This is a genomic window from Phytopseudomonas dryadis (assembly GCF_004327355.1).
GTDB lineage: Bacteria > Pseudomonadota > Gammaproteobacteria > Pseudomonadales > Pseudomonadaceae > Aquipseudomonas > Aquipseudomonas dryadis.
This window is the reverse complement of the sequence record NZ_QJUM01000007.1, coordinates 112,141-133,132: the sequence shown is the minus strand read 5'-3', so window position 1 is coordinate 133,132 and position 20,992 is coordinate 112,141. Positions and strand designations below refer to the sequence as shown.

Annotated in this window: 15 protein-coding genes; 5 read left to right on the top strand and 10 right to left on the bottom strand. The window is 64.4% G+C overall.

Annotated features, from left to right (window positions below; all coding sequences use genetic code 11):
• Positions 1-77: 77 nt before the first annotated feature.
• Entirely contained in the window at positions 78-293 is a 216-nt protein-coding gene (locus DNK34_RS08080; RefSeq protein ID WP_131173245.1) for a SymE family type I addiction module toxin, read from the bottom strand.
• A 360-nt stretch (positions 294-653) separates the two neighbouring features.
• On the opposite strand from DNK34_RS08080, the gene DNK34_RS08075 reads away from it, so the two are divergent.
• A complete protein-coding gene (locus DNK34_RS08075; RefSeq protein WP_131173246.1) occupies positions 654-1,211 on the top strand; it encodes a hypothetical protein in 558 nt (185 codons plus the stop codon).
• Positions 1,212-1,320: 109 nt separating this feature from the next.
• Complete coding sequence (locus tag DNK34_RS08070; protein ID WP_131173247.1) at positions 1,321-1,614, top strand: hypothetical protein; 294 nt, start codon at positions 1,321-1,323, stop codon at positions 1,612-1,614.
• A 339-nt stretch (positions 1,615-1,953) separates the two neighbouring features.
• Here DNK34_RS08070 and DNK34_RS08065 read toward each other — a convergent pair whose 3' ends face one another.
• From DNK34_RS08065 to DNK34_RS08045, 5 genes are all read right to left on the bottom strand, one after another.
• Entirely contained in the window at positions 1,954-4,122 is a 2,169-nt protein-coding gene (locus tag DNK34_RS08065) for a TonB-dependent copper receptor (RefSeq protein ID WP_411269279.1), read from the bottom strand.
• Between the two features lie 22 nt (positions 4,123-4,144).
• Positions 4,145-4,525 carry a DUF2946 domain-containing protein gene (locus tag DNK34_RS08060; RefSeq protein ID WP_131173249.1) on the bottom strand — a complete coding sequence of 127 codons (381 nt, stop codon included), beginning with the start codon at positions 4,523-4,525 and terminating at the stop codon, positions 4,145-4,147.
• A 540-nt stretch (positions 4,526-5,065) separates the two neighbouring features.
• Positions 5,066-5,209, bottom strand: coding sequence for a DUF2474 domain-containing protein (locus DNK34_RS08055; protein WP_131173250.1), 144 nt, complete (start codon positions 5,207-5,209; stop codon positions 5,066-5,068).
• Complete coding sequence (cydB, locus tag DNK34_RS08050; RefSeq protein ID WP_131173251.1) at positions 5,209-6,216, bottom strand: cytochrome d ubiquinol oxidase subunit II; 1,008 nt, start codon at positions 6,214-6,216, stop codon at positions 5,209-5,211. Before cydB ends, DNK34_RS08055 begins: the two co-directional genes overlap by 1 nt.
• Before the next feature lie 2 nt (positions 6,217-6,218).
• A complete protein-coding gene (locus DNK34_RS08045) occupies positions 6,219-7,664 on the bottom strand; it encodes a cytochrome ubiquinol oxidase subunit I (protein ID WP_131173252.1) in 1,446 nt (481 codons plus the stop codon).
• A gap of 392 nt (positions 7,665-8,056) precedes the next feature.
• Here DNK34_RS08045 and DNK34_RS08040 point away from each other — a divergent pair, with 392 nt between their 5' ends.
• Positions 8,057-9,295 carry an MFS transporter gene (locus DNK34_RS08040; protein ID WP_131173253.1) on the top strand — a complete coding sequence of 413 codons (1,239 nt, stop codon included), beginning with the start codon at positions 8,057-8,059 and terminating at the stop codon, positions 9,293-9,295.
• Here DNK34_RS08040 and DNK34_RS08035 read toward each other — a convergent pair.
• From DNK34_RS08035 to DNK34_RS08025, 3 genes are read right to left on the bottom strand one after another with little or no spacing between them, the layout of a single operon-like run.
• Positions 9,292-11,031, bottom strand: coding sequence for a J domain-containing protein (locus tag DNK34_RS08035; RefSeq protein WP_131173254.1), 1,740 nt, complete (start codon positions 11,029-11,031; stop codon positions 9,292-9,294). The genes DNK34_RS08040 and DNK34_RS08035 overlap by 4 nt on opposite strands.
• On the bottom strand, positions 11,028-12,590 hold the full coding sequence (locus tag DNK34_RS08030; RefSeq protein WP_131173255.1) for a J domain-containing protein: 1,563 nt from the start codon (positions 12,588-12,590) through the stop codon (positions 11,028-11,030). Before DNK34_RS08030 ends, DNK34_RS08035 begins: the two co-directional genes overlap by 4 nt.
• A 7-nt stretch (positions 12,591-12,597) precedes the next feature.
• Positions 12,598-14,289 carry a molecular chaperone HscC gene (locus tag DNK34_RS08025; RefSeq protein WP_131173256.1) on the bottom strand — a complete coding sequence of 564 codons (1,692 nt, stop codon included), beginning with the start codon at positions 14,287-14,289 and terminating at the stop codon, positions 12,598-12,600.
• Positions 14,290-14,662: 373 nt separating this feature from the next.
• Between DNK34_RS08025 and DNK34_RS08020 the strand changes: the two genes are divergently transcribed.
• Positions 14,663-15,952, top strand: coding sequence for an NCS2 family permease (locus DNK34_RS08020; RefSeq protein ID WP_131173257.1), 1,290 nt, complete (start codon positions 14,663-14,665; stop codon positions 15,950-15,952).
• Between the two features lie 210 nt (positions 15,953-16,162).
• Positions 16,163-17,260 (top strand): tRNA (uridine(54)-C5)-methyltransferase TrmA, encoded by a 1,098-nt coding sequence (trmA, locus tag DNK34_RS08015; protein ID WP_131173258.1) that lies wholly within the window; start codon positions 16,163-16,165, stop codon positions 17,258-17,260.
• 252 nt (positions 17,261-17,512) lie between these two features.
• On the opposite strand, the gene DNK34_RS25400 is transcribed toward trmA, so the two are convergent.
• The gene (locus DNK34_RS25400) at positions 17,513-20,890 is read right to left on the bottom strand and encodes a hypothetical protein (protein ID WP_165497278.1); all 3,378 of its coding nucleotides are present in this window, start codon (positions 20,888-20,890) and stop codon (positions 17,513-17,515) included.
• Positions 20,891-20,992 lie beyond the last annotated feature (102 nt).

Here is a 20,992-nt window from a genome sequence, read left to right as displayed (position 1 = left end):
CCTGCTGCGACAAATCCGCGGCTGAGCTATGGTGTTAGGCGGGCAGATGAGCTACGGGACATCTGCCCAGGTAAGACCTAGATTTCAGATGGGATTATGATGAGGCGCTGTTCGGAAACCTGGATGCACACACGCTGACCAATTGCAAAGCCAGCTTGCTGTAGCCAATATCCCTGTAAGCGTAGAAACGGGACAGGCGGTGGTAACGGCCAACGATTACGATTGCGGCACTCGTAATAGGTGTAACCAATCGTGAGTTGGCGGCTGAGAGGGAAAACGGCTTGAGCAGTCATGGAAATTTCCTAGAGGTCGTTCAATTTCGCCTCTTGTTCAGAGAGGCGGCCGGGCGCTTGAACACCGCTCTAGGACGGCCCGCAGATTTCCCCCGAAGGGTCTTGTATGGCTGCGCGCCACCCGGCCATAAGCAAGCATTGCCCAAGGATTCAGGCTCATGCAAAACTTACAGACGCAAAAAAACCGCCTGTCTTACGGGAGCGGTTGTCCGCCTAGAGAAAGGTGTGTTCAGCACCTGCCGAGCAATCTAGCGGCTTCGTGGGGCGCGGTCAACCTGTCGAGTCTCGCCTAACAATTCATTCAAGCCGACGCAGCTTCGCAGCGCGGCTTAACTCAAGCTTAGGTGAACAGGCCGCACCGTGGATAAAAACAAAGTCATCCATCAAATCAGAAGACTGACTATTGCGTCCGATTCATTTCAGCAATGCCTAACTCTTCTTAAACACATGGAAGAAATATCTACAACCCTTAGCAACGATCTGTATCCGCCAATGATTGCAGGGATCGTAGTAACTTACTCTAAGAATTTCAATCAGGCTGATGGCCTAGGCCCGCTACCAAGTCTATTTACAAAATTTTCAGAACCTCAATTACAAACCGCTCATACCAAAATAATAGAGGCGCGCAACAAACTCTATGCACATCGAGACATAAGCGTGCATACATTCAAAAACAGCGAGGGTGGAGTATCCCAGTACCCTGTAGAAGTCCGCATAAACGATGAGAATACAGCTTTTCTATTTCAGCCAATGCTAAAAGACATTCCACCCGAACGCATACCAGATATTAAAAAGTTACTTAACTTTCAAATGGAAAGACTTCAAGTTGACCTTGACAAGAAGCTGGCAACTGTCGTCGATTTCAATAAAGGCTACAGGCAAGGTACTACCTATCTACTTGGCGAAGATTTCCCGTGATGTATTCACCTAACAAATGGTTCAAATCGCTCGCTTCGCTCTCTGGGACTGCGTGCCGCAGCCCCTTAACCAAACGTTATACAAAATCAATCGAACTCGGTGAAATGGCATGACTACATGCGTTGCAATTATGGTAATTGCGTCAATTGTCAGCGGATTTATTTCCGCAGGAAGCTGGCTGTACGCAAGCATCGTGAAAGTCAGTCATGAAAAAGAAATGGAGCGCCGTCGAAAAAAAGCTGAAAGGAAAGGCGAAAAACCCAATTTTGCGTCCGTAAGTCTGGATGACTGGGACATGTCTGCAACTTTTTCCGCTCAATCTAGATTGAATGCAATCGGCGCTATATTTGCTGCCATCTCAATATTTCTACAGGCATTTATTCAGCTTCTTGAATTCGTATAACTGGTTCAAATCGCTCGCCTCGCTCTCTGGGACGGGCTAAAGCCCGCCCCTTAATCAAACGTTGGGCGCCACTAAATACTCATAGGCAAAAGCATTGAAACTGATCGAGATCCGAGTTCGTAACTTTCGCTCCATCGAAGCAAGTAGCCCGGACATGTAGGGTGGACAACGCGAAGCTTGTCCACCGTTTTCAATGCGCCTGGTTCAGGACAAATCACGGTTGAGCCCATGGTGGATGGATAAAGCGTCAGCTACGCGCCCCGATCCACTCTGCCGAAGCCTATCCGTACACGCCCTCAACAGAGCACGATGTTTCGGCATCGTGCTCTGTTCCAGGTATCAGAAGCTGAAATCCACCTTCGTCCACAGCGTGCGCCCCGGCTCGCCGATCCGCTCCGGGTTGTCGGCGAGGAAGCCGAAACCGGCGTCGCCGGCCAGGTTCAGGTGTTCGCGGTAGGCTTTGTCGAACAGGTTGTCGACGCCGGCGCTGAGCTTGAGCGAATCGCTGACCTGGTAGCCGGCATTGAGCGAGAACACGGCGAAACCGCCGCTGTCGCCGAAGTCCTTGCCGACCACGTTGCCCTGCCCTTCGCTGATCCGCCGCTGGGCGGCGACCACCCGCCACAGCGCGCCGGCGCTCCAGCGTTGCTGCTCGTAGGCCAGGCCCAGGCGCGCCTCCAGCGGCGGCATCTGCGGCAGCGCCGAGCCGTCGGAGCTGTTCTTGCCCCAGGCGTAGGCCAGGGTGGCATCGCTCTTCCAGTTCGACGTCCACTGGTAGCTGGCGCCCAGCTCGCCGCCCATGATCCGCGCATCGATGTTCTCGGCGCGCGAGCGGCTGCCCATCATGCCCGGCGTGTAGGTGAAGAGGATGTAGTCGCGCACCTGTCCGGCATAGCCCGAGGCCCAGGCCTGCAGCTTCTCGCCCTGGTACTGCACGCCGAAGTCCAGTTGCGTGGTCTTCTCCGGCTCGATGCCCTCGAAGGCATTCGATGAACCCAGCGGGCCATCGTCGGGCGAGAACAGCTCCCAGTAGTCCGGCATGCGCTGCACATGGCCGAGGCCGGCGTACAGGGTGGTCGGCGAGTCGCTCAGCTCGTACTCGTAGCGGGCGAAGCCGCTGGGCAGGGTCTCGGCGCGGCTAGCGCCCGCGGTCGGATTGGAGGTGCTGCCCATCATGCCGTCGATGCGCTGGCGGAAATCCCGGGCCGAGGCGCGATCCAGGCGCACACCGGCGATCAGCCGGTTGCGCGCCTCGAGCTGCCAGGTGGCCTCGGCGAAGGCGCCATAGTTGTGGAAGTCGGCGTCCTTGTTCCAGGCGAAGGCGCCCGGCCCGGTGAGCGTGCCGCTCATCATCTCGTAGCTGGAGCGTCGCGCCCGGTGTTCGCTGCGCTGGGCATCGACCCCGGCGACCAGCTCCACGTCCCGCCAGGTCAGGGTGGCGGCGAAGCGGCCGCCGAGGGTGCGGCGGTCGACGTTGGACGCCATCGGCATGGGCATGCTGCTGGCCGGGTTGGGCGTGCGCAGGCTGTAGTTGTCCATGATGTGGTCGGCGTAGTTGTAGTAGATATTACCCTCGACCTTGCTCAGCAGGCCGCCGAGGTTCTCACGCTGGAAGCGCAGGCCCAGGCTCTCGCGCTCCAGCCGGGCGGCGTCCATGCCGCGCCCGGCGTAGCGCGCCTCGCCGTCGCCGCGGCCGGCGCTGAGCTCGATCAGGGTGTCGGCGTCGGGCGTCCAGCCGAGGGCGACATCGCCGCTCCACTTCTCCCAGCGCGACGGCCAGGTGTCGCCGTTGCCGTCCCGGTAGTCGTCGGCACGGGCCTGGCTGCCGATCAGCCGCAGGTAGCCCTGCTCGCTGCCCACGGCGCCATCGATCAGCTTGTCCAGACGCCCCCGTGAGCCGACCAGCAGGCTGGCGTCGAGGCGGCTGCCGAGTTCGGCGAAACGCTCGGGCTCGCGCTCGAAACGCACCGTGCCGGCCGAAGCGCCAGGCCCCCAGAGCACGGTCTGCGGGCCCTTGGTCACGATCAACTGGTCGTAGGTGGACGGCACGATATAGGCGCTCGGCGCGTCCATGCGCGCCGGGCAGGCGCCGAGCATCTGCCCACCGTTGGTGAGGATGCTCAGGCGCGAACCGAACAGGCCGCGCAGCACCGGATCGCCATTGCTGCCACCGCTGCGGATGGCGGAGAAGCCGGGAATGGTCTTCAGGTAGTCGCTGGCGTCGGTGGCCGGCACCGGCTGGCGCGGCGCCTTGGGGTCGGTGACCACGGTCAGCGGCGAGCGCTGCTGCACGGCGGTGATCACCGTCGCTTGCAGCTCATGCCGAGCAGGGGACTCGGCGGCCAGCGCCGCGGCGCTGAAGCCGAGGCTGGCGCACAGGCAGAGGGCCTGCCGCAAACGCTGACGAGCGGGATCGATGGCGAAGCAAGAGGTGCCGTATGGACGGCGGGAAGAGCGGCTCATGTGCAAGCATTCCTGATGCAGACGGGTACGAAGTCGCCGCGCCATGGGGCGCTGCGCCGTAAAAGGTCTAAGCGATCAGAAGCCGGGGAGAAGCCCGGGGATTGGCCGAAGGCCACAGGTAGCGCGGCGGGGTCTTGGCTCGCGGTTCGCGCCAGGGGCGCAGGAGGCGTCGGGCGCGGGGCAGCCAACTCAAGCCGAACAGCAGCGCCAGGCCCAGCACCAGCGCCGAACACAGCGGGCACTGGAAGGTGCTCATCATGGCGTCGGCAGGCTCGCCGGTAGCGCTGCCGCCAGCCTCACCATGCAGGGAACAGAAGCCGCCATCCAGGCCGCTCAGTTGCAGGCCCACACCCTGGCCATGATGGACCGCGCAGGCGAGCAGCGCGAACAGGATGCTGGCGTACAGCACCCAGGCGATCAGCGAGCGATCCTGGCGGGCGATTTTCATGGCGGCGACTTTACGACAACGGGCCAACCGGGAGGCGTGGCCGATTGCCGCACCGCCACCAAAGGGTGAACCCGTCCCAGGGCCTACTCTACCTCAGCGCAAGCCGCATTGACGTGGCACGACCAGCCAAGGGGCTTACGAGCCAGATGCTACAAGGCGGAAGCGGCCTTCGGCCTTCGATCAAAAACGCTTGAGGCTGGAAAGCTGGACGAAAGAGCCTATACGGTTTGCTTGTCGTTCAGACGTAGGGTGGACAACGCTCTTTTTGTCCACCATTGCGATTGCGGGGCGGTGGACGGATCGGGCCGCGCAGGCAAGCGTCGTCCACCCTACGAACGTCCGCTATCGCCTTTTTGCGGTCGTACATGAAGCCAGCAGCCCGGGCAGGCGTAGGGTGAACCGGGGCACGTAGCTAACGCGAAGCTTGTCCACCGTTTTCGAAGAACCTAGCCCGGAATGAATCACGCTGAGCAATGGTGGATGGATAAAGCGTCAGCTACGCGCCCCGATCCACCCTACCGGAGCGCCTGCAGTACGCCGCTAAGGCGTACTCAACCCCGCCGCATTCATAAACAACCGCAACAGGTACGACAGAGCCCCCAGGCTCAGCACGCTCACCGTCCAGATGCCGGCCAGCCAGGCGATACGCTGCCAGAGCGGTTTCTTGTCAGCCGTGCGATTCATCAGTGGTACCCCTGCTCAGGCGTCACCTTGCCGCGGAACACGTAGTAGCTCCACGCGGTGTAGACGAGGATGAAGGGAATGATGAACAGCGCGCCGACCAGGGCGAAGCCCTGGCTCTGCGGTGGTGCGGCGGCCTGCCAGATGGTCAGCGAGCCGGGCACGATGTTCGGCCACAGGCTGATGCCCAGGCCGCTGTAGCCGAGAAAAATCAGCGCCAGGGTCAGCACGAAGGGTTTGTTGTGGTCGTGGTTGGCCACCGAACGCAGCAGGTAGAAGAAGGTCGCCAGTACCAGCAGCGGCACCGGCAGGAACCAGAACAGGTTGGGCAGGCTGAACCAGCGCTCGGCGATGCTCGCCTGGGACAGTGGCGTCCACAGGCTGACGATGCCGATCACCGCCAGCAACAGCAGCGCCAGCGGACGCGCCATATCGTGCATCTGTTGCTGCAGGCGCCCTTCTGTTTTCATGATCAACCAGGTGCAGCCGAGCAGCGCATAGGCGGCGATCAGCCCCAGGCCGCTGAACAGCGGGAACGGCGCGAGCCAGTCCAGCGAGCCACCGGAGAACGCCCGGCCTTCGACCGGAATGCCTTCGATGAAGGCGCCCAGGGCCACACCCTGGAAGAAGGTCGCGGCCAGGGAGCCGCCGATGAAGGCCTTGTCCCAGATGTGCCGCTTGCGCTCCCGCGCCTTGAAGCGGAACTCGAAGGCCACGCCACGGAACACCAGGCCGAGCAGCATCAGCATCAGCGGCAGGTAGAGCGCGCTGAGCACCACCGAATAGGCCAGCGGGAAAGCGGCGAACAGCCCGGCGCCGCCGAGCACCAGCCAGGTCTCGTTGCCGTCCCAGACCGGCGCCACGGTATTCATCATGATGTCGCGCTCGCCCTTGTCCGGCACGAACGGGAAGAGGATGCCGATGCCCAGGTCGAAACCGTCCATGACCACGTACATCATCACGCCGAAGACGATGATGATGGCCCAGACAAGCGATAGATCGATGCCCATGTTCATGCCCTCGCGCTCGGTTCGGTGGCGGCGTACCCGCCGCCCTGCTGGCCATCTTCTGCGGCGGAGATAGGCCGCGCCGGCGTGCGCGAGGTACCCGGGCCGCCCTCGCCCGGCCCATCGCCCTCACCGGTGACGGGCCCCTTGCGCACCAGGCGCATGACGTAGCTCATGCCGGCGCCGAACACGGCGAGGTAGACCACCACGAACAGCACCAGGGTCAGCCCCAGTTGCGCCGCGCTGTGCATCGACACACCGTCGGCGGTGCGCATCAGCCCGTAGACCACCCAGGGCTGGCGGCCGATCTCGGTGGTGAACCAGCCGGCGAGAATGGCGATCAGCCCGGACGGCCCCATCCACAGGCACAGGTGGAGGAACGGCCGCGACTGGTACAGGGTGCCGCGCCAGCGCAGCCACAGGCTCCACAACCCGGCGAAGATCATCAGCATGCCCAGAGCAACCATCACCCGGAACGACCAGAACACGATGGTCGAGTTGGGCCGGTCCTCCCTGGCGAATTCCTTCAGCGCCGGCACCTGCTGGTCCAGGCTGTGGGTCAGGATCAGGCTGCCGAGATAAGGCACCTCGACCTTGAAGCGGGTTTCTTCGCGCTGCATGTCCGGCCAGCCGAACAGGATCAACGACGTTGGCTCGCCGGAGCTGTTGTCCCAGTGGCCTTCGATGGCGGCGATCTTCGCCGGTTGATGCTCGAGGGTATTGAGACCGTGAAAGTCGCCGATCAGCGCCTGCAGCGGCGCCACCAGCAGGGCCATCCACATGGCCATCGACAGCATCTTGCGCAGCGCCGGGTTGTCGCGCCCGCGCAGCAGGTGCCAGGCCGCCGAGGCACCGACGAAGAAGGCCGTGGCGAGGAACGCGGCGGTGGCCATGTGCGCCAGGCGGTACGGGAACGAGGGGTTGAACACCACGGCGAACCAGTCCACCGGAATCACCCGGCCGTCGACGATCTCGAAGCCCTGGGGCGTCTGCATCCAGCTGTTGGAGGCGAGGATCCAGAAGGTCGAGATCAGCGTGCCGACCGCCACCATGAGCGTGGAAAAGAAATGCAGCCCCGGCCCCACGCGGTTCCAGCCGAACAGCATGACGCCGAGAAAGCCGGCCTCGAGGAAGAACGCGGTGAGCACTTCGTAGGCCAGCAGCGGCCCGGTGACCGAGCCGGCGAAGTCGGAAAACGCGCTCCAGTTGGTGCCGAACTGATACGCCATGACCAGGCCGGAGACCACGCCCATGCCGAAGTTGACGGCGAAGATCTTCGACCAGAAGTGATAGAGATCGCGGTACACCGCCTCCCCGGTCTTCAGCCACAGGCCTTCGAGCACGGCCAGGTAGCTGGCCAGGCCAATGGTGATGGCGGGAAAGATGATGTGGAAGGAAATGGTGAAGGCGAACTGGATACGGGCGAGATCCAAAGCCTCTAGGCCGAACATGCAAGCGTCCTCGATCAGGTTATCGTTCTAGTTGCAAGCATTGCGAGAACAGGAAAAGCGCCAAGCGCCTTGACCTGGATCAAACGATCGACGAAAGACTACCCCCCACCCCGCCGCCTGCCGCCGTGGTGGGTTGCCGCGCGGCAGGCCGTCGCGTGCGGCGTTATGACTTAGTTCCGCGCCACTGGCACAGGTGCGCCTTGCCGGACGAAGGGCTGAAAGCGCCGCTTGCGGCCAGGCGACAGGCGCGGACAGTGGGCGGCCGGACGGGCGCCGAAACCGCTTGCCCACGGACGCACGCTGCCAGTCGTCGCAGCCCGGGCGCCTGCGTCCAAATGTCGCGCCGAGTATGCTAGGCTTGCCGCCCCGTCGTTAGCCTCCTAAGCATTCCCATGTCCGTGCACGGCCAGTTGCTGCTGCGTCACCATGTTCCCTTCATTCGCTTCTGGCTGGCCCGGGTATTCACCGCCAGCGGCTTCCAGATGCTCACCGTGGCCATCGGCTGGCAGATGTACAGCCTCACCGGCAATGTGCTCGACCTGGGTCTGGTCGGCCTGGTGGAATTCCTGCCGAAAATCCTCTTCATCCTGCTGACCGGGCATGTCGCCGACCGCTTCGACAGGCGCAAGGTCGCCGCGCTGTGCCAGTGCGGCCAGGCCGCGGTCGCCATCACCCTGCTGATCGGCACCAGCACCGGCAGCCTGACCCGCGAGATGATCTTCGTCATCGCCTTTCTGATGGGCACGGCACGGGCGTTCGAGATGCCCACCACCCAGGCGCTGCTGCCGAACATCGTGCCGCCGGGGCTGTTCCCGGCAGCGGTGGCAGCCTCCAGCTCGGCGATGCAGACCGCCACCATCGTCTCCCCCGCGCTCGGCGGCGTGCTCTTCGCCATCGCCCCGGGCTGGGTCTACGGCCCGGCGCTGGGGCTGTACCTGATCGCCCTGTGCCTGATGCTCAGCCTGCCCTCGCAGCAGAAGCCGCTGAAACAGAAGATCTCGGTGGAGTCGTTGCTGGCGGGTTTCCGCTTTATCCGCAGCCGCCCGGAAGTGCTCGGTGCCATCTCCATGGACATGTTCGCCGTACTGCTCGGCGGCGCCACGGCGCTGTTGCCGGTGTTCGCCAAGGACATCCTGCTCACCGGCCCCTGGGGCCTCGGCCTGCTGCGCTCGGCGCCGGCGGTGGGCGCCCTGCTGATGTCGATCTGGCTGGCGCGCCACCCCATCGAACGCCGGGTGGGCCCGGTGATTCTCGGCTCGGTGGCGATCTTCGGCGTGGCCACCATCGGCTTCGGCCTGTCCACTTCGCTGTGGTTCAGCCTGGCGACCCTGGTGCTGCTCGGCGCGGCAGACATGGTCAGCATGGTGATCCGCGGTGCCTTCGTGCAGTTGCAGACGCCGGACGACATGCGTGGCCGGGTTGGTGCCGTGAACGGCCTGTTCATCGGCGCCTCCAACCAGCTCGGTGATTTCCGCGCCGGGGTCAGCGCCGCCTGGTTCGGCACCGTGCCGGCCGTGTTGATTGGCGGCTTCGGCGCCATCGCCATCAGCGCCCTGTGGATCAAGCTGTTCCCGGACCTGTCCAGGCGCGACCGCATGCATGACCCGCTGGTGTGGGAAGACAAGCCTTAGGGCGTTCGTCCTTCGGCTCGTTGCAGGGCTTCACCGACCATCCGCGCCGCGTCATCGCAGTCATGCCGCTGTTGGGCATCTGCCGGTCGCGCACAGGGCTTGAGCAGATCGGCACGGCCCTCAGTCGCGCGCTGAGGATAGCTCTTGCGTACCTCCGGCCCTACCAGGCCAGCCAGCAGGGTGCCGCCAACGATGATCGCCAGCCAGAGCATCAACATCAGCACTGCCCTGCCGCCAATGCCTCTCCTGAGCAGCGTCCACCAGCCTGTCGGCGAAGCACCGGCGGTCACGGCGGCGAGGAAACAGACACTGCCGATTAAGGTCATCATTGCCAGTGCTGCCGCCCAGGGCACGTGCTTGGCCCAAGCGCCCACCAGCAGCGCGAACATGGTCGCCGGCAGCAGATGACGAATGAGCAGCAAGCCCGCGCCCTGACGCCACACCCCCGCCGGTAGAATGAACCGGCTCAGCCATACATCCAGCGAGGCGAGACGCCGCGCCATCCACCCCCAGCCTCTGCGCAGCAGGCTCAGCAGCGCGATGGTCACCGCGCTGGCAACCAGTGCCAGGAGTCCATCCCTCAGCAACGACTGTCCGTCAGCGGCAGAGGGCCTGTAGGCCTGATTGATCAACAAAACCAACGCCGTCAGCAGCCAAGCATAGAGTGCGGCGAAAGCCCCCCACTCCCGCGGCCGCCACTGGCGCCATTCGGGGAAGTAGAGCACGCCCTGCACAGATGGCCGATGGGGCATCCTGACAGTCGCGGCCAGCGCCTGACAGGCTTGCCAGTCCTGCTCGCCGAAACCATCGGCCATTCTGCGCCGCTGGCCATTGCTCATGGGCCGGAACAGGAACCAGGCCGCACGCTGTTCGGGAGTCTGTGGCTGGGAGACGGCGAGGAGCGCGCGCAGCATCCGCAGTTCTTTCTCCGACGCCAGCCGTGCCAACAATGCCGCCCAGCGCTCGCCATCGCAGGGCAGGTATCCATCTTGCTCACTCCAGCCGAACAGTCTTTCCAGGCGCTCGATCAGCTCGACCGATGCCTGCTCGTACCGTTCAAGTATCGGCACCAACGCCTGCTGCAACTGCCTGTTCAACTCCAGCGGTCTCAACCACTTCTGCCGCGCCAGTTCGTACACCCGATGATGGAAGCGTGACTCGCTGATCACCGGCAATGACGCGCGCAACTCAGCCAGTTCGACCTCGAGCAGGCGCTGCGCAAGCTGAGCCATGGCCACCGGTGGCAGGTAATCGGCCTGCCAGGGCGTCAGCCAGTCCAGACGCGCCATCGCCCAACGCAGGATTTCGAGGGCACGTTCATCCCTTTCCTCACAACGACGCACCAGCTCAAGCTGAAACTCCCGCTCGAGATTGGCCTCTCGGGCGTCCAGTAAGGCTATATCTAACGACTCGCAGGTATCGATCAGAAACGCGATCCGAGCCTGTTCGTCGAGGTGCGCCTCTTGTGTCGCGCTCAACGGCACGAAGGCACGCTGACCGTTGCCAAACGGTTCCGGCACGACCACTACGGATGGCTGATCGAGCTCAGGCGGCGAGGCGGGCTCAGGTACTTCCTGGCTGGCCCATTCGATCGCGTATTCGTAGGCCTCGCGCAGACGCTGAAAGGCTTCCGGGTCTTCGTCCGGACGGTGCTGCTTGAGCAATTGGGCGTAGCGGCGCTTGATGCTGCGCGTATCGGCCTCGGCGTCCAGGCCGAGCAGTTGCCAGGGGCTCACCACTCGGCCTTGCGGCTGTAATCGACCTTGAACAGCCCGCCCCTGAGCATCGCCAGGCGTGGCCACGGCGAGCGGCCGCTGCCGACCAGACCGAGGAACAGCAACTGCAGCGCGAGCACCCCGGCGAACACCGCCCGGCTGTCCAACGCAGCGGGCGCGAACAGCGCGATCAACGCCGCGAACAGCGCCGCCGGCACGCCGTGGCGCAACAGCAGCATGCCGGCTCCGCGGTCACGCCATGCGGCCGGTAGCAGGAGGCGGCTCAGCGGCATGTCGAGCACGGTGAAAAAACGCGCCAGCCAGCCCCAGCCACGGGCCAGGCAGGCCAACAGGGCGATCATGAACAGGCTGGCGACCAGATTCTCCAGCCCCAGGCCGAGCAGCCCCTTGGAGCGCGCCGCAAACACCCCGGACATGGAACGGTACAGGGCATCGGCGAACATGCTGGCGAACAGCAGCAGCCAGGCATAGACCGCCGCCGGCGCCGCCCAGTTGCGGGGCTGCCAGCGACGCCAGTCATCCGCGACGACCAGCCCGAGCAGGGCCGGCAGTTCGGGATAACGCGCGTGCAACAGCTCATCCAGCGCCTCGCAGGCCAGCCAGTCGTCTTCGCCGAAGCGATCGACCAGGCGCCGGCATTCGCCTTCGTCCAGCGGCTTGAGCAGCAACCACGCCGCCCGCTGTTCGGCGCTCAGCGGCCAGGTCTCGCGCAATTGCTGTTGCAGGTGCAGCCCTGCCGCCTGGCGCTCGCAGCGCCGGCAGAGGGCATGCCAGCGCTCGCGGGAACAGGGCAGTTCGCCCTGGTCCTCGTCCCAGCCGAGCAGGGCGCCCAGCCGCTCGAAAAAGGCGGCGGACCAGGACTCGACCTCCTCGAGCAAACGGATCAAACCGTGCTGCAACTGCAGGCGGCGGTCCAAGGCGTGCAGCCAGTCGCTGGCCAGCAGCACGCCGACGGCTTCCAGCACGGCGCGTTCCTCACCGGCCTGCAAACGCCGCCGCAGTTGTTCCAGCTCCAGCGCCAGCAGGCGCCCGGCCAGGCCATCGAGATGAGCCTGCGGCAGGTAATCGGCTTGCCAGGGCGACAGCCAGTGCAACTGCCGCATGGCCCAGCGCAGCATGGTCACGCCGCGTTCGTCGAACGCCGCGCAGCGCGCCAGCAGGTGGCGCTGGAAATCGGCTTCCAGCCCTTGCTCACGGGCCCGCCGCAGCGCCTCGTCCAGCGAGGAAGCGGCGTCGAGCAACTGGCCGATTCGGGCCTGGACATCGGCATCTCTCGTCACCGCCGCGAGGGGCGCGAGCGCAAGCGGACTCCCTTCATCGGCGACAGCTGACGGGCGGGGCTGCCCGGCGCTGGCCAGGGCCGGCTCGCAGGCCGGTGCAGAGGCCTCGTCGCTACCGGCGGCGGCCAGACGCAGGGCCTGCTCGTAGGCCTCGCGCAGGCGCTGGAAGGCCTCGGCGTCGTCATCCGGGCGATGTTGTTTGAGCAGTTGGGCATAGCGGCGCTTGATGCTCCGCGTATCGGCCCCGGCGTCCAGGCCGAGCAGTTTCCAGGGATTCATGGGCGCCTCAGTAACCGTGCTCGATGGCATCCAGGCGCGCCAGCAATTCCGAGCGCAGCTCCCGGATCTCGCGTTCGTCCTGGCGTTCCAGGATGCTGGTGAAATGCGCCGCCAGTTGCCCGACATGTTCGCGCAGGTCGCCCAGGCTTTCCTGATAGAGGCGCTCCAGGCGCGCCATCAGCATGCTGTTGACCTGCTGGTCACGGGGATGGACCTTGAGCGCCTGCAAGGCCGCGAAACGCTCGGTGATTTCCTCGGGGCTGAGTACGCCCGGGTTGTTCTCGATCACCAGGCGCCGGCTGTCGCCGGTCAGCGGCGTGTCCACCTGGGCTTCGAGCAGGCCGTTGCTGTCATAGGTGAAGCGGATGTCCAGCGACACCTCGCCAGCCGGCCGCGGCGGCACGTCGATGTCCAGCTCGCCGAGGAAGATGTTGTTGGCCACCAGCCGGCTCTCTCCCTGGAAGATGCGCACGCTGACCTGTTTCTGCCCGTCGTGCAGGGTCTGCACGCTCTTCACCCGGCTCACCGGCACCACGCAATTGCGTTCGATGATCGGCAGGTAATGGCCGGCCTGCTGTTGCGTCCCGACCGTCTTGGAGATTTCCACCCCGAGGCTGTAGGGGCAGACATCGGTCAGCACCACTTCTTCCAGCGAGGCATCGCGGGCTTTCAGCGCCGCCTGGATGGCGGCGCCCTGGGCGATCACTTCGTCAGGATTGAGGTTCATCGAGGGGAAGCGGCCGAACAGGCTGGCGACCAGCTTGCGTACCAGCGGCATGCGCGTGGTGCCGCCGACCAGCAGTACCTCGTCGAGGTCGGCCACCTTGATGCGCGCATCGCGCAGCGCCCGCTCGATGGGCGCGCGCAGGCGCTCGAGCAGGGGCTCGCAGATGCGCAGCAACTGCTCCTGGCTTATCGACTGCTGCCACTCGCGGCTGTCCTCGCGCAACTGGAAGCTGGCCTGGCCTTGCTGGCCGAGGGCGTGGCGCACGCGCTGGGCCTCGCGGCGCAGGCGCTGGCGGATGGCCGGCTGGCTGGCGTCGGGCAGCCCCTGGCCGGCCTGCTCGGCGAGAAAATGGGCGACCAGCGCGTCATCGAAGTCCTCGCCACCGAGGAAGTTGTCGCCGGCACTGGCGCGGACCTCCATGATGCCGTCGAACAGCTCCAGCACCGAGACATCGAAAGTGCCGCCGCCCAGGTCGAACACCAGGAACGTCGCCTCGCCCTTCTGGTGCAGGCCGTAGGCCAGGGCCGCGGCGGTGGGTTCGTTGATCAGCTTCTCGACCTTGAGGCCGGCCAGTTCGCCGGCGATGCGCGTCGCCTTGCGCTGGGCATCGCTGAAATAGGCCGGCACGCTGATCACCGCTTCGCTGACGGGCTGCCCGTAGATCCGCTCGACGTCTTCCTTGAGGCTGCGCAACACCAGCGCCGACAATTCCTCGGGACGGAACGCGCGCTCGCCCAGGCGCGCGACCTGGGCGCTGCCCATGTTGCGCTTGAACAATGCGCTGGTGAGCTGGGGATGGGTCTGCAGGCGCTCGCGGGCGATATCGCCGACGATCAGTTGACCCTGGTTGTCCAGGCCGACCACGCTGGGCGTCAGCAGACGGCCGAGGGCGTTGGGCACCAGCCGGGCCGCTTCGCCATCCCAGACGGCGACCAGGCTGTTGGTGGTACCGAGGTCTATTCCGATGATCATCCAGCCGCAGCCTCCCTGTGCGTTCCTGGCCAGGAAACGGGATGTTCCTGCGCCGGCTCGATATTAGAGCGGGACGCGCGGCGCCGGTAAAGTCCGTCGCGTCAAGTTTGCCAAGCCGCTCACCCGGCGAGCGTCTTTTGTCGCGCAGGGCGCTGGCCCTGCCCGTTCCGGCACTGAAACGGTAACGGCGTCCACCCGGGACGCACCAAAACTGTCCATTCGGTCATGTTTTTAACGCCCGGGGCGAGCTGATATGATGCCGCGCGCAGGCCGCTAGCGAATCCGCGGTACATCGGGGCGCCTTGGCACATGATGTGCTTGGCTTGCGCCCCGCCCCTCTCAAACACGCGTTCGCTGCCACCGGGAGCCCCGCATGCTGGAAAGACTGTTCCAACTCAAAGCGCACGACACCACGGTTCGCACGGAGATCCTCGCCGGGGTCACCACCTTCCTGACCATGGCCTACATCCTGTTCGTCAACCCGAGCATCCTCGGCGAGACCGGCATGGACAAGGGCGCGGTGTTCGTCGCCACCTGCCTGGCGGCGGCCTTCGGCTCGGCGGTGATGGGCCTGATCGCCAACTACCCGATCGCCCTGGCTCCGGGCATGGGCCTCAACGCCTTCTTCACCTACACCGTGGTGCTGGGCATGGGCCACACCTGGCAGGTGGCGCTGGGCGCGGTGTTCCTCTCGGCGTGCCTGTTCTTCCTGCTGTCGATCTTCAAGATCCGCGAATGGATCATCAACAGCATCCCCCTGGAGCTGCGCTCGGCCATCGCCGCCGGCATCGGCCTGTTCCTGGCGCTGATCGCCCTGCAGAACGCCGGCATCGTCGCCGCCAACCCGGCGACCATGGTCGGCCTCGGCGACCTGGGCTCGCCCGCGGCGCTGCTGGCCATTCTCGGTTTCTTCCTGATCATCGCCATGGAAGCGCTGCGCATCACCGGCGCGGTACTGATCAGCATTCTGGTGGTCACCCTGCTGAGCATTCTGCTCGGGGTCAGCGAGTTCGGCGGCCTGGTGTCGATGCCGCCGTCGCTGGCGCCGACCTTTCTCCAGCTGGATATCGCCGGCGCCCTGGACGTGGGCCTGATCAGCGTGATCTTCGCCTTCCTCTTCGTCGACCTGTTCGACAATTCCGGCACCCTGATCGCGGTGGCCAAGAAGGCCGGGCTGATGCGCAAGGACGGCCACCTGCCGAAGATGGGCCGCGCGCTGATCGCCGACAGCACCGCGGCCCTGGGCGGCTCGCTGCTGGGCACCTCGACCACCACCAGCTACATCGAATCGGCCGCCGGGGTGAGTGCCGGCGGGCGTACCGGGCTGACCGCCATCGTGGTCGCCGTGCTGTTCCTGTTCGCCCTGTTCTTCGCCCCGCTGGCCGGCAGCGTGCCGGCCTTCGCCACCGCGCCGGCGCTGCTGTTCGTCGCCGTGCTGATGGCCTCGGGCATGGCCGAGATCGACTGGAGCGACATCACCATCGCCGCCCCCGTGGTGGTCACCGCCCTGGCCATGCCGCTGACCTACTCCATCGCCACCGGCATCGCCTTCGGCTTCATCACCTGGGTCGCGGCCAAGAGCCTGGCCGGCCGCTGGCGCGAACTCAACGGCATGCTGGTGGCGCTGGCTGTGTTCTGCGTGATCAAGCTGGCGCTGTTCTGAACAGAAGGCTGCTGCGCGTCGGCCCTGCTGCGTTAAAAACAGGCTCTAGCTCGCGAGCCTTCACCAGCAGGAATTGATCGTTCCCACGCTCTGCGTGGGAACGCTTCCCCGGACGCTCCGCGTCCCGTGGCACCGATGATCGACGGTGACGGCACTCTGGCAACGGAATCGCTACAATGGCGCCCCGTTTTCCTGCCGCACGAGTGACCGATGAGCCGCCCCGCATTCGACCCCGCCACCTACGACGCCCAACTCGCCGAGAAGCAGGCGCGCCTGGTCGAACTGCTCGCGCCGTTCGCCGCGCCGCAGCCCGAGGTCTTCGAGTCGCCGCGCGAGTACTATCGCCTGCGTACCGAGTTCCGCCTGTGGCGCGAAGCCGGTAGTGAGAACCGCCACTATGCGATGTTCGAGGCCGGTGACAAGCACAGCCCGATCTTCTTCGACGATTTCCCCATCGCCAGCCTGCGCATCAACGCGCTGATGCCGCGCCTCAAGGCCGCCTGGCAGGCCAGCCCGGCGCTGGGTTTCAAGCTGTTCCAGGTCGAATTCCTTACCACCCTGAACGGCGATGCGCTGATCACCCTGTGCTACCACCGGCCGCTGGACGATGCCTGGGAAGCCGCGGCCGAGCTCCTGGCCGAGGAGCTGCAGGTGAGCGTGGTCGGCCGCTCGCGCGGCAAGCGCATCGTGGTCGGCCGTCCCTATGTGGAGGAAGAACTGCAGGTGGCCGGGCGTACCTTCCGCTACCGCCAGCCGGAGGGGGCCTTCACCCAGCCCAACGGCGAGGTGTGCCAGAAGATGCTCGGCTGGGCCCATGAGGCGCTGGGCCAGCGTGACGACGATCTGCTGGAACTGTATTGCGGCAACGGCAATTTCACCCTGCCCCTGGCCACCCGCGTGCGCAAGGTGCTGGCCACCGAGATCAGCAAGACCTCGGTCAACGCCGCCCTGGCCAACCTGGCCGACAACGGGATCGACAACGTCAGCCTGGTGCGCCTGTCCGCCGAGGAACTGACCGAAGCGCTCAACGGGGTGCGCCCATTTCGCCGCCTGGCCGAGATCGACCTGCAGAGCTACGACTTCGGCAGCGTCTTCGTCGACCCGCCACGGGCCGGCATGGACGCCGACACCTGCGAGCTGACCCGCCGTTTCGAGCGTATCCTGTACATCTCCTGCAACCCGGAAACCCTGGCGCAGAACATCGCCCAGTTGCACGGCACCCACCGCATCGAGCGCTGCGCCCTGTTCGACCAGTTCCCCTATACCCACCATATGGAGTCGGGTGTGTTGCTGGTTCGGCGCAATTAAGGCGTAAGCGGCCGCTCACCTCGTAGGGTGGATGACGCTCTTTTCATCCACCATTGCGATCGCAGAGTGGTGGACGGATCGGGCCGCGTAGGCAAGCGTCGTCCACCCTACTAATGGCCGTTTGCGCCTTTAAGACCGTAGAACGTAGCCTGGATTAGCCGCAGGCGTAATCCGGGGCCGAAGGCCGTGATCCATGGTTCAACGCGAGTCACCGACCGGCCGCTATCGCCTTGAAACAGCCATAACCCCCTATCAGCTCACCTGCTCCAGCCACTTGTCGACGTCCTTGCGACTGATCTTGCCATCGGCCTTGGTGTTGTTGGGGTGGAAGCGGATGGTGTCGAGAAACTCGAAGAACTCCTTGTTATCCATGAGGAAGCGCACGGCGTCGATGTCTTCCTTGGAGTTGTCGAAGCGGTCGTCGCCCCTGAGCAGCTTGTTGAAGTCCTTGTCGCTGATGATATCGTCGCTGCCCTGCCACTGTTCCCAGTTGTCGACGAGACGGTCGATCTTGTCCTTGTTCTCGCGGTAGAACTCGGCGTCGAACTTGCTGTTGTAGGTGACCAGATCCTCCATGTTGTCGCTGAACCAGTCGTCGTCGATGCGCCTGTCCTTGTCGACCTTCTCGGTGAATTCCTTGAAGTGCTCCGGCTGCGCCTCCCACACCGGGATGTCCTCGGGGTACCAGGCGTCGAAGCGATCCTCGTACTTGCCCTCGTAGTACTTGTACTCGTAGCTCATGTGAACCAGGTAGTTGAGCTTGTCACCCCACTCCTTCTCGAGCACGCCGTCCTTCTCCAGCTCGCGGAAATAGTCGCGTACCTTCTCGACCGTCTCCTCGCTTTTCTTCAGCGCGACCACTCCATTGATGATGGCGCTGATAAAACCCAGCACGGCACCGACCCCACCGGCTGCCGCAGACACCACCCCGGCAACGGCCGCCGAGCCGACGCCAATCGCGGCGGCCAGTCCAGCGCCGCCCATCACCAGCCCCGATACGCCGCCGATCAGTTGCAGACTCTTGGCCGCGAATTGCTCGGGCGTGCCGCCCTCCTTGCGCAGCTTGTCGATGCCCATGCCGCCGAGCACCAGGTCAAGCACTCCGCCGGCCACGTCGGCGATGCCGCCGATGGTCGACAGCGCCCCGCCGACCCAGCGCAGGCGATCGGCCTCGGGGACGTTGGACAGACTCGGATTCCGGTCGGTAACGCTGGTCAGGCTCTTGCGCATCTGCTCCTGCTGTTCCGGGGGCAGTTGCTCGATCAGGTCCTCGACCGCTGGACGCGAACTGCGGGTATTACTGTCGAAATCACTCCAGAAACTCTCGACGGTGAATTCCTTGCCGAAGTCGGCCTCCGGCAGTTTGTCGAGCTTTTTCTGGATCTCCTTCAGCTCGACGGACTCGGACTCCGTTACGTTCTTGGGCTTGAAGTGCTTGTCCCAGACGGTTTCCTTGAGGCTCTTGCCCAATCCCAAGGAATCCGCGACACCCGGTTTGCGGAACAGCTCCTCGTAGGCACCGGTGACCATGGTGGCCATCGGCGAGATCATGCTGATGGTGGTGACGAAGTTCTTCGCCGCTTCGATGCGCTCGGCCGGGGTTTCGCCGAAATTGAGCCCGCCATCGGCCAGCTTGTAGATGCCCGCGACCATCGAGATCAACCCGGCGCTGGAGCTCAGCACCCCGGTCTTGCCAAGCTTGCCGAGCACGCCGGCCACGCCGTCGCGTTCGGCCAGCGGCACCTTGGCGACGGCCTTCTCGATTTCCTCGGCGGTGATCGTGCCGGACTGCCCCGAGGGGTCGTTGATGCTCGCCCTGGCGCTATCCTCGAGTAGCTGAGTCAGCGGCTCGCGGGCGTTCTGCACCGAGGTGACGAGTTTCTGCTCGTCGGCACTCAGATCGGGCTTGGTCTGCCCTTTTTCCTTGCCGCCACCGAAGAAGTAGTTGTAGACATCGGTGCCGCGCTTGGTGCCCAGCACCGAGGTCATCATGGTGGTCAGCAGCGTGGCGACCATGTCGGTGGTGGCCTTTTCGACGTTCTCCTCGCCCACGCCCTCGATGCCGTCCTTGTACAGCTCGTTGAGCTGCTCGATGGGGATGCCGAACTTGAACTCGGTATCGATCTGCGCCGCCAGCTCCGGGTCGAGCAGGCTCAGCGACTGCATGTCGGAGGCATAGCGCGCCGCGGCGCCCTCGGGGTTTGTCTCTTCCAGTTCCGCCAGGGCTTTCTTGTAATCGTCGTCGCGCAGGGTCTCGGCCAGCTTGTCCTTGAAGTCGTCCTTGTTTGCCACCTTGTCGATGGCGTCCTTGAGCAGGCGGTCGTTGTCGGCGGCGATATCCGGATCGGTCATCAGCTCGAGCAGTTCCTCACCCAGCTTGCCCTCGTCGACCAGGCCGCGCATGTCGGCCGGGCTCATCTCCTTGGGGTCCTTGCCGTAGCTGGTGGTGGTGCTGTTGAAGGCGCCGTTCTGGGTGACGTAAGGCAGGAACTGGAAGCCGCCGTTGAGCATGGCGCGCGCCTCGAGCAGGCGCAGGTACTTGGCCTCCTTGGAGTCGTCGGGCTTGTCCTTGTATTCCTCCTTGAGCTTTTCGTAATACAGTTCGCCCACGGATTTCGGCTTGCCGTCTTTCGTCTCGCTGGTATCGGCCAGCATCAGATCGGTGTCTTTTGCCGGCGGCAGGTCGCGTTTCTCGAAGGCCTTGTCCACGGCGCCCTGCTGCTTCTCCACCTGGGTGCCGTCGAGGTTGGCGAAATGCTCGGGCGTGACGCTCTCGATGACGATGAACTTGCCACGGCGCGGCGTCTCCACCGCCTTCACGCCCGGCGCCAGGGTTTCCACCTTGGTGTCGTCGGTGACCACGGGAATATCGTCGCGCGCGCTCATCACCTTGTAGTCGCCGTCGTCGAGCTTGTTCTCGATCTTGTCGCGGGCTTTGCCGAGCTCCTTGACCTTCTTGTAGGCTTCCGGCGACAACTCCTTGGAAACAGCATACTTCTTGCCATCGGCAGTGGTGAATAGCGCCGTATCGTTCTCGCCATATGCACCGCTATCGTCGACGGTCAGTTGAAAGCCATTGCCTGGGTGATACACCGCGGCGCTCTGGTCGAGGTAGCCGTCCTCGATGAAGCGCAGTTCGCCCAGCTCGGGGATCTGATCCGGCGAGGTGACCACGGTGAAGCCTCCGGCCTCGCGCTGGCCGAGCCACTTCTCCTGGTCGTCCGACAGATTCTTCTCCGTCCAGGCCGGCGCCCCCGGGACCTCGCCAGCGTCCATCTTCTGCTTGGCCACCTGGTGCAGGCGCGGATTGACGCCGGCATGCACGAGCACCTGATCGCCGTTCTTCATGGTCACCAGCAGCAGGTCATCCCACAGCATCAGGCGGTGGCCACTGGACGACAGCCATTCGCTCTCGACGTTGGCGATGTCCTTCTCCTCCCAGCGGTGGTTGCTTTCCGCCAGCGGCGGCTTGCCGTTCAGATAGGGGCCGCGGTACTCCTTGTAGGCGGCGATGGCGTCTTTATCGAGCTGTCCGCCCTTCTTCTGCGCCTCGCGCAACAGATCGTCGAACTCGTCATTGCCGGTCTGCCCGGGAACGCGTTCGGGGACAGAAGTTTCGATCTTGCTCATCGCAATTGGCACTCCATCTCATATCGGTGGACAAGGTCGCAAAACCGGCATGCGCTCCTTGTAAGCCAAAGAATGGCTATGGCAAATCTGCATGTGCCGGCA

Coding starts and splice junctions, on each gene's coding strand:
- DNK34_RS08030 (WP_131173255.1), bottom strand. CDS start 12,590: ATGAATCCCTGGAAACTGCTCGGCCTGGACGCCGGGGCCGATACGCGG.
- DNK34_RS08065 (WP_411269279.1), bottom strand. CDS start 4,122: ATGGCGCGGCGACTTCGTACCCGTCTGCATCAGGAATGCTTGCACATG.
- DNK34_RS08080 (WP_131173245.1), bottom strand. CDS start 293: ATGACTGCTCAAGCCGTTTTCCCTCTCAGCCGCCAACTCACGATTGGT.
- DNK34_RS08045 (WP_131173252.1), bottom strand. CDS start 7,664: ATGTTCGGCCTAGAGGCTTTGGATCTCGCCCGTATCCAGTTCGCCTTC.
- DNK34_RS08025 (WP_131173256.1), bottom strand. CDS start 14,289: ATGATCATCGGAATAGACCTCGGTACCACCAACAGCCTGGTCGCCGTC.
- DNK34_RS25400 (WP_165497278.1), bottom strand. CDS start 20,890: ATGAGCAAGATCGAAACTTCTGTCCCCGAACGCGTTCCCGGGCAGACC.
- trmA (WP_131173258.1), top strand. CDS start 16,163: ATGAGCCGCCCCGCATTCGACCCCGCCACCTACGACGCCCAACTCGCC.
- DNK34_RS08020 (WP_131173257.1), top strand. CDS start 14,663: ATGCTGGAAAGACTGTTCCAACTCAAAGCGCACGACACCACGGTTCGC.
- cydB (WP_131173251.1), bottom strand. CDS start 6,216: ATGGGCATCGATCTATCGCTTGTCTGGGCCATCATCATCGTCTTCGGC.
- DNK34_RS08055 (WP_131173250.1), bottom strand. CDS start 5,209: ATGAATCGCACGGCTGACAAGAAACCGCTCTGGCAGCGTATCGCCTGG.
- DNK34_RS08060 (WP_131173249.1), bottom strand. CDS start 4,525: ATGAAAATCGCCCGCCAGGATCGCTCGCTGATCGCCTGGGTGCTGTAC.
- DNK34_RS08070 (WP_131173247.1), top strand. CDS start 1,321: ATGACTACATGCGTTGCAATTATGGTAATTGCGTCAATTGTCAGCGGA.
- DNK34_RS08040 (WP_131173253.1), top strand. CDS start 8,057: ATGTCCGTGCACGGCCAGTTGCTGCTGCGTCACCATGTTCCCTTCATT.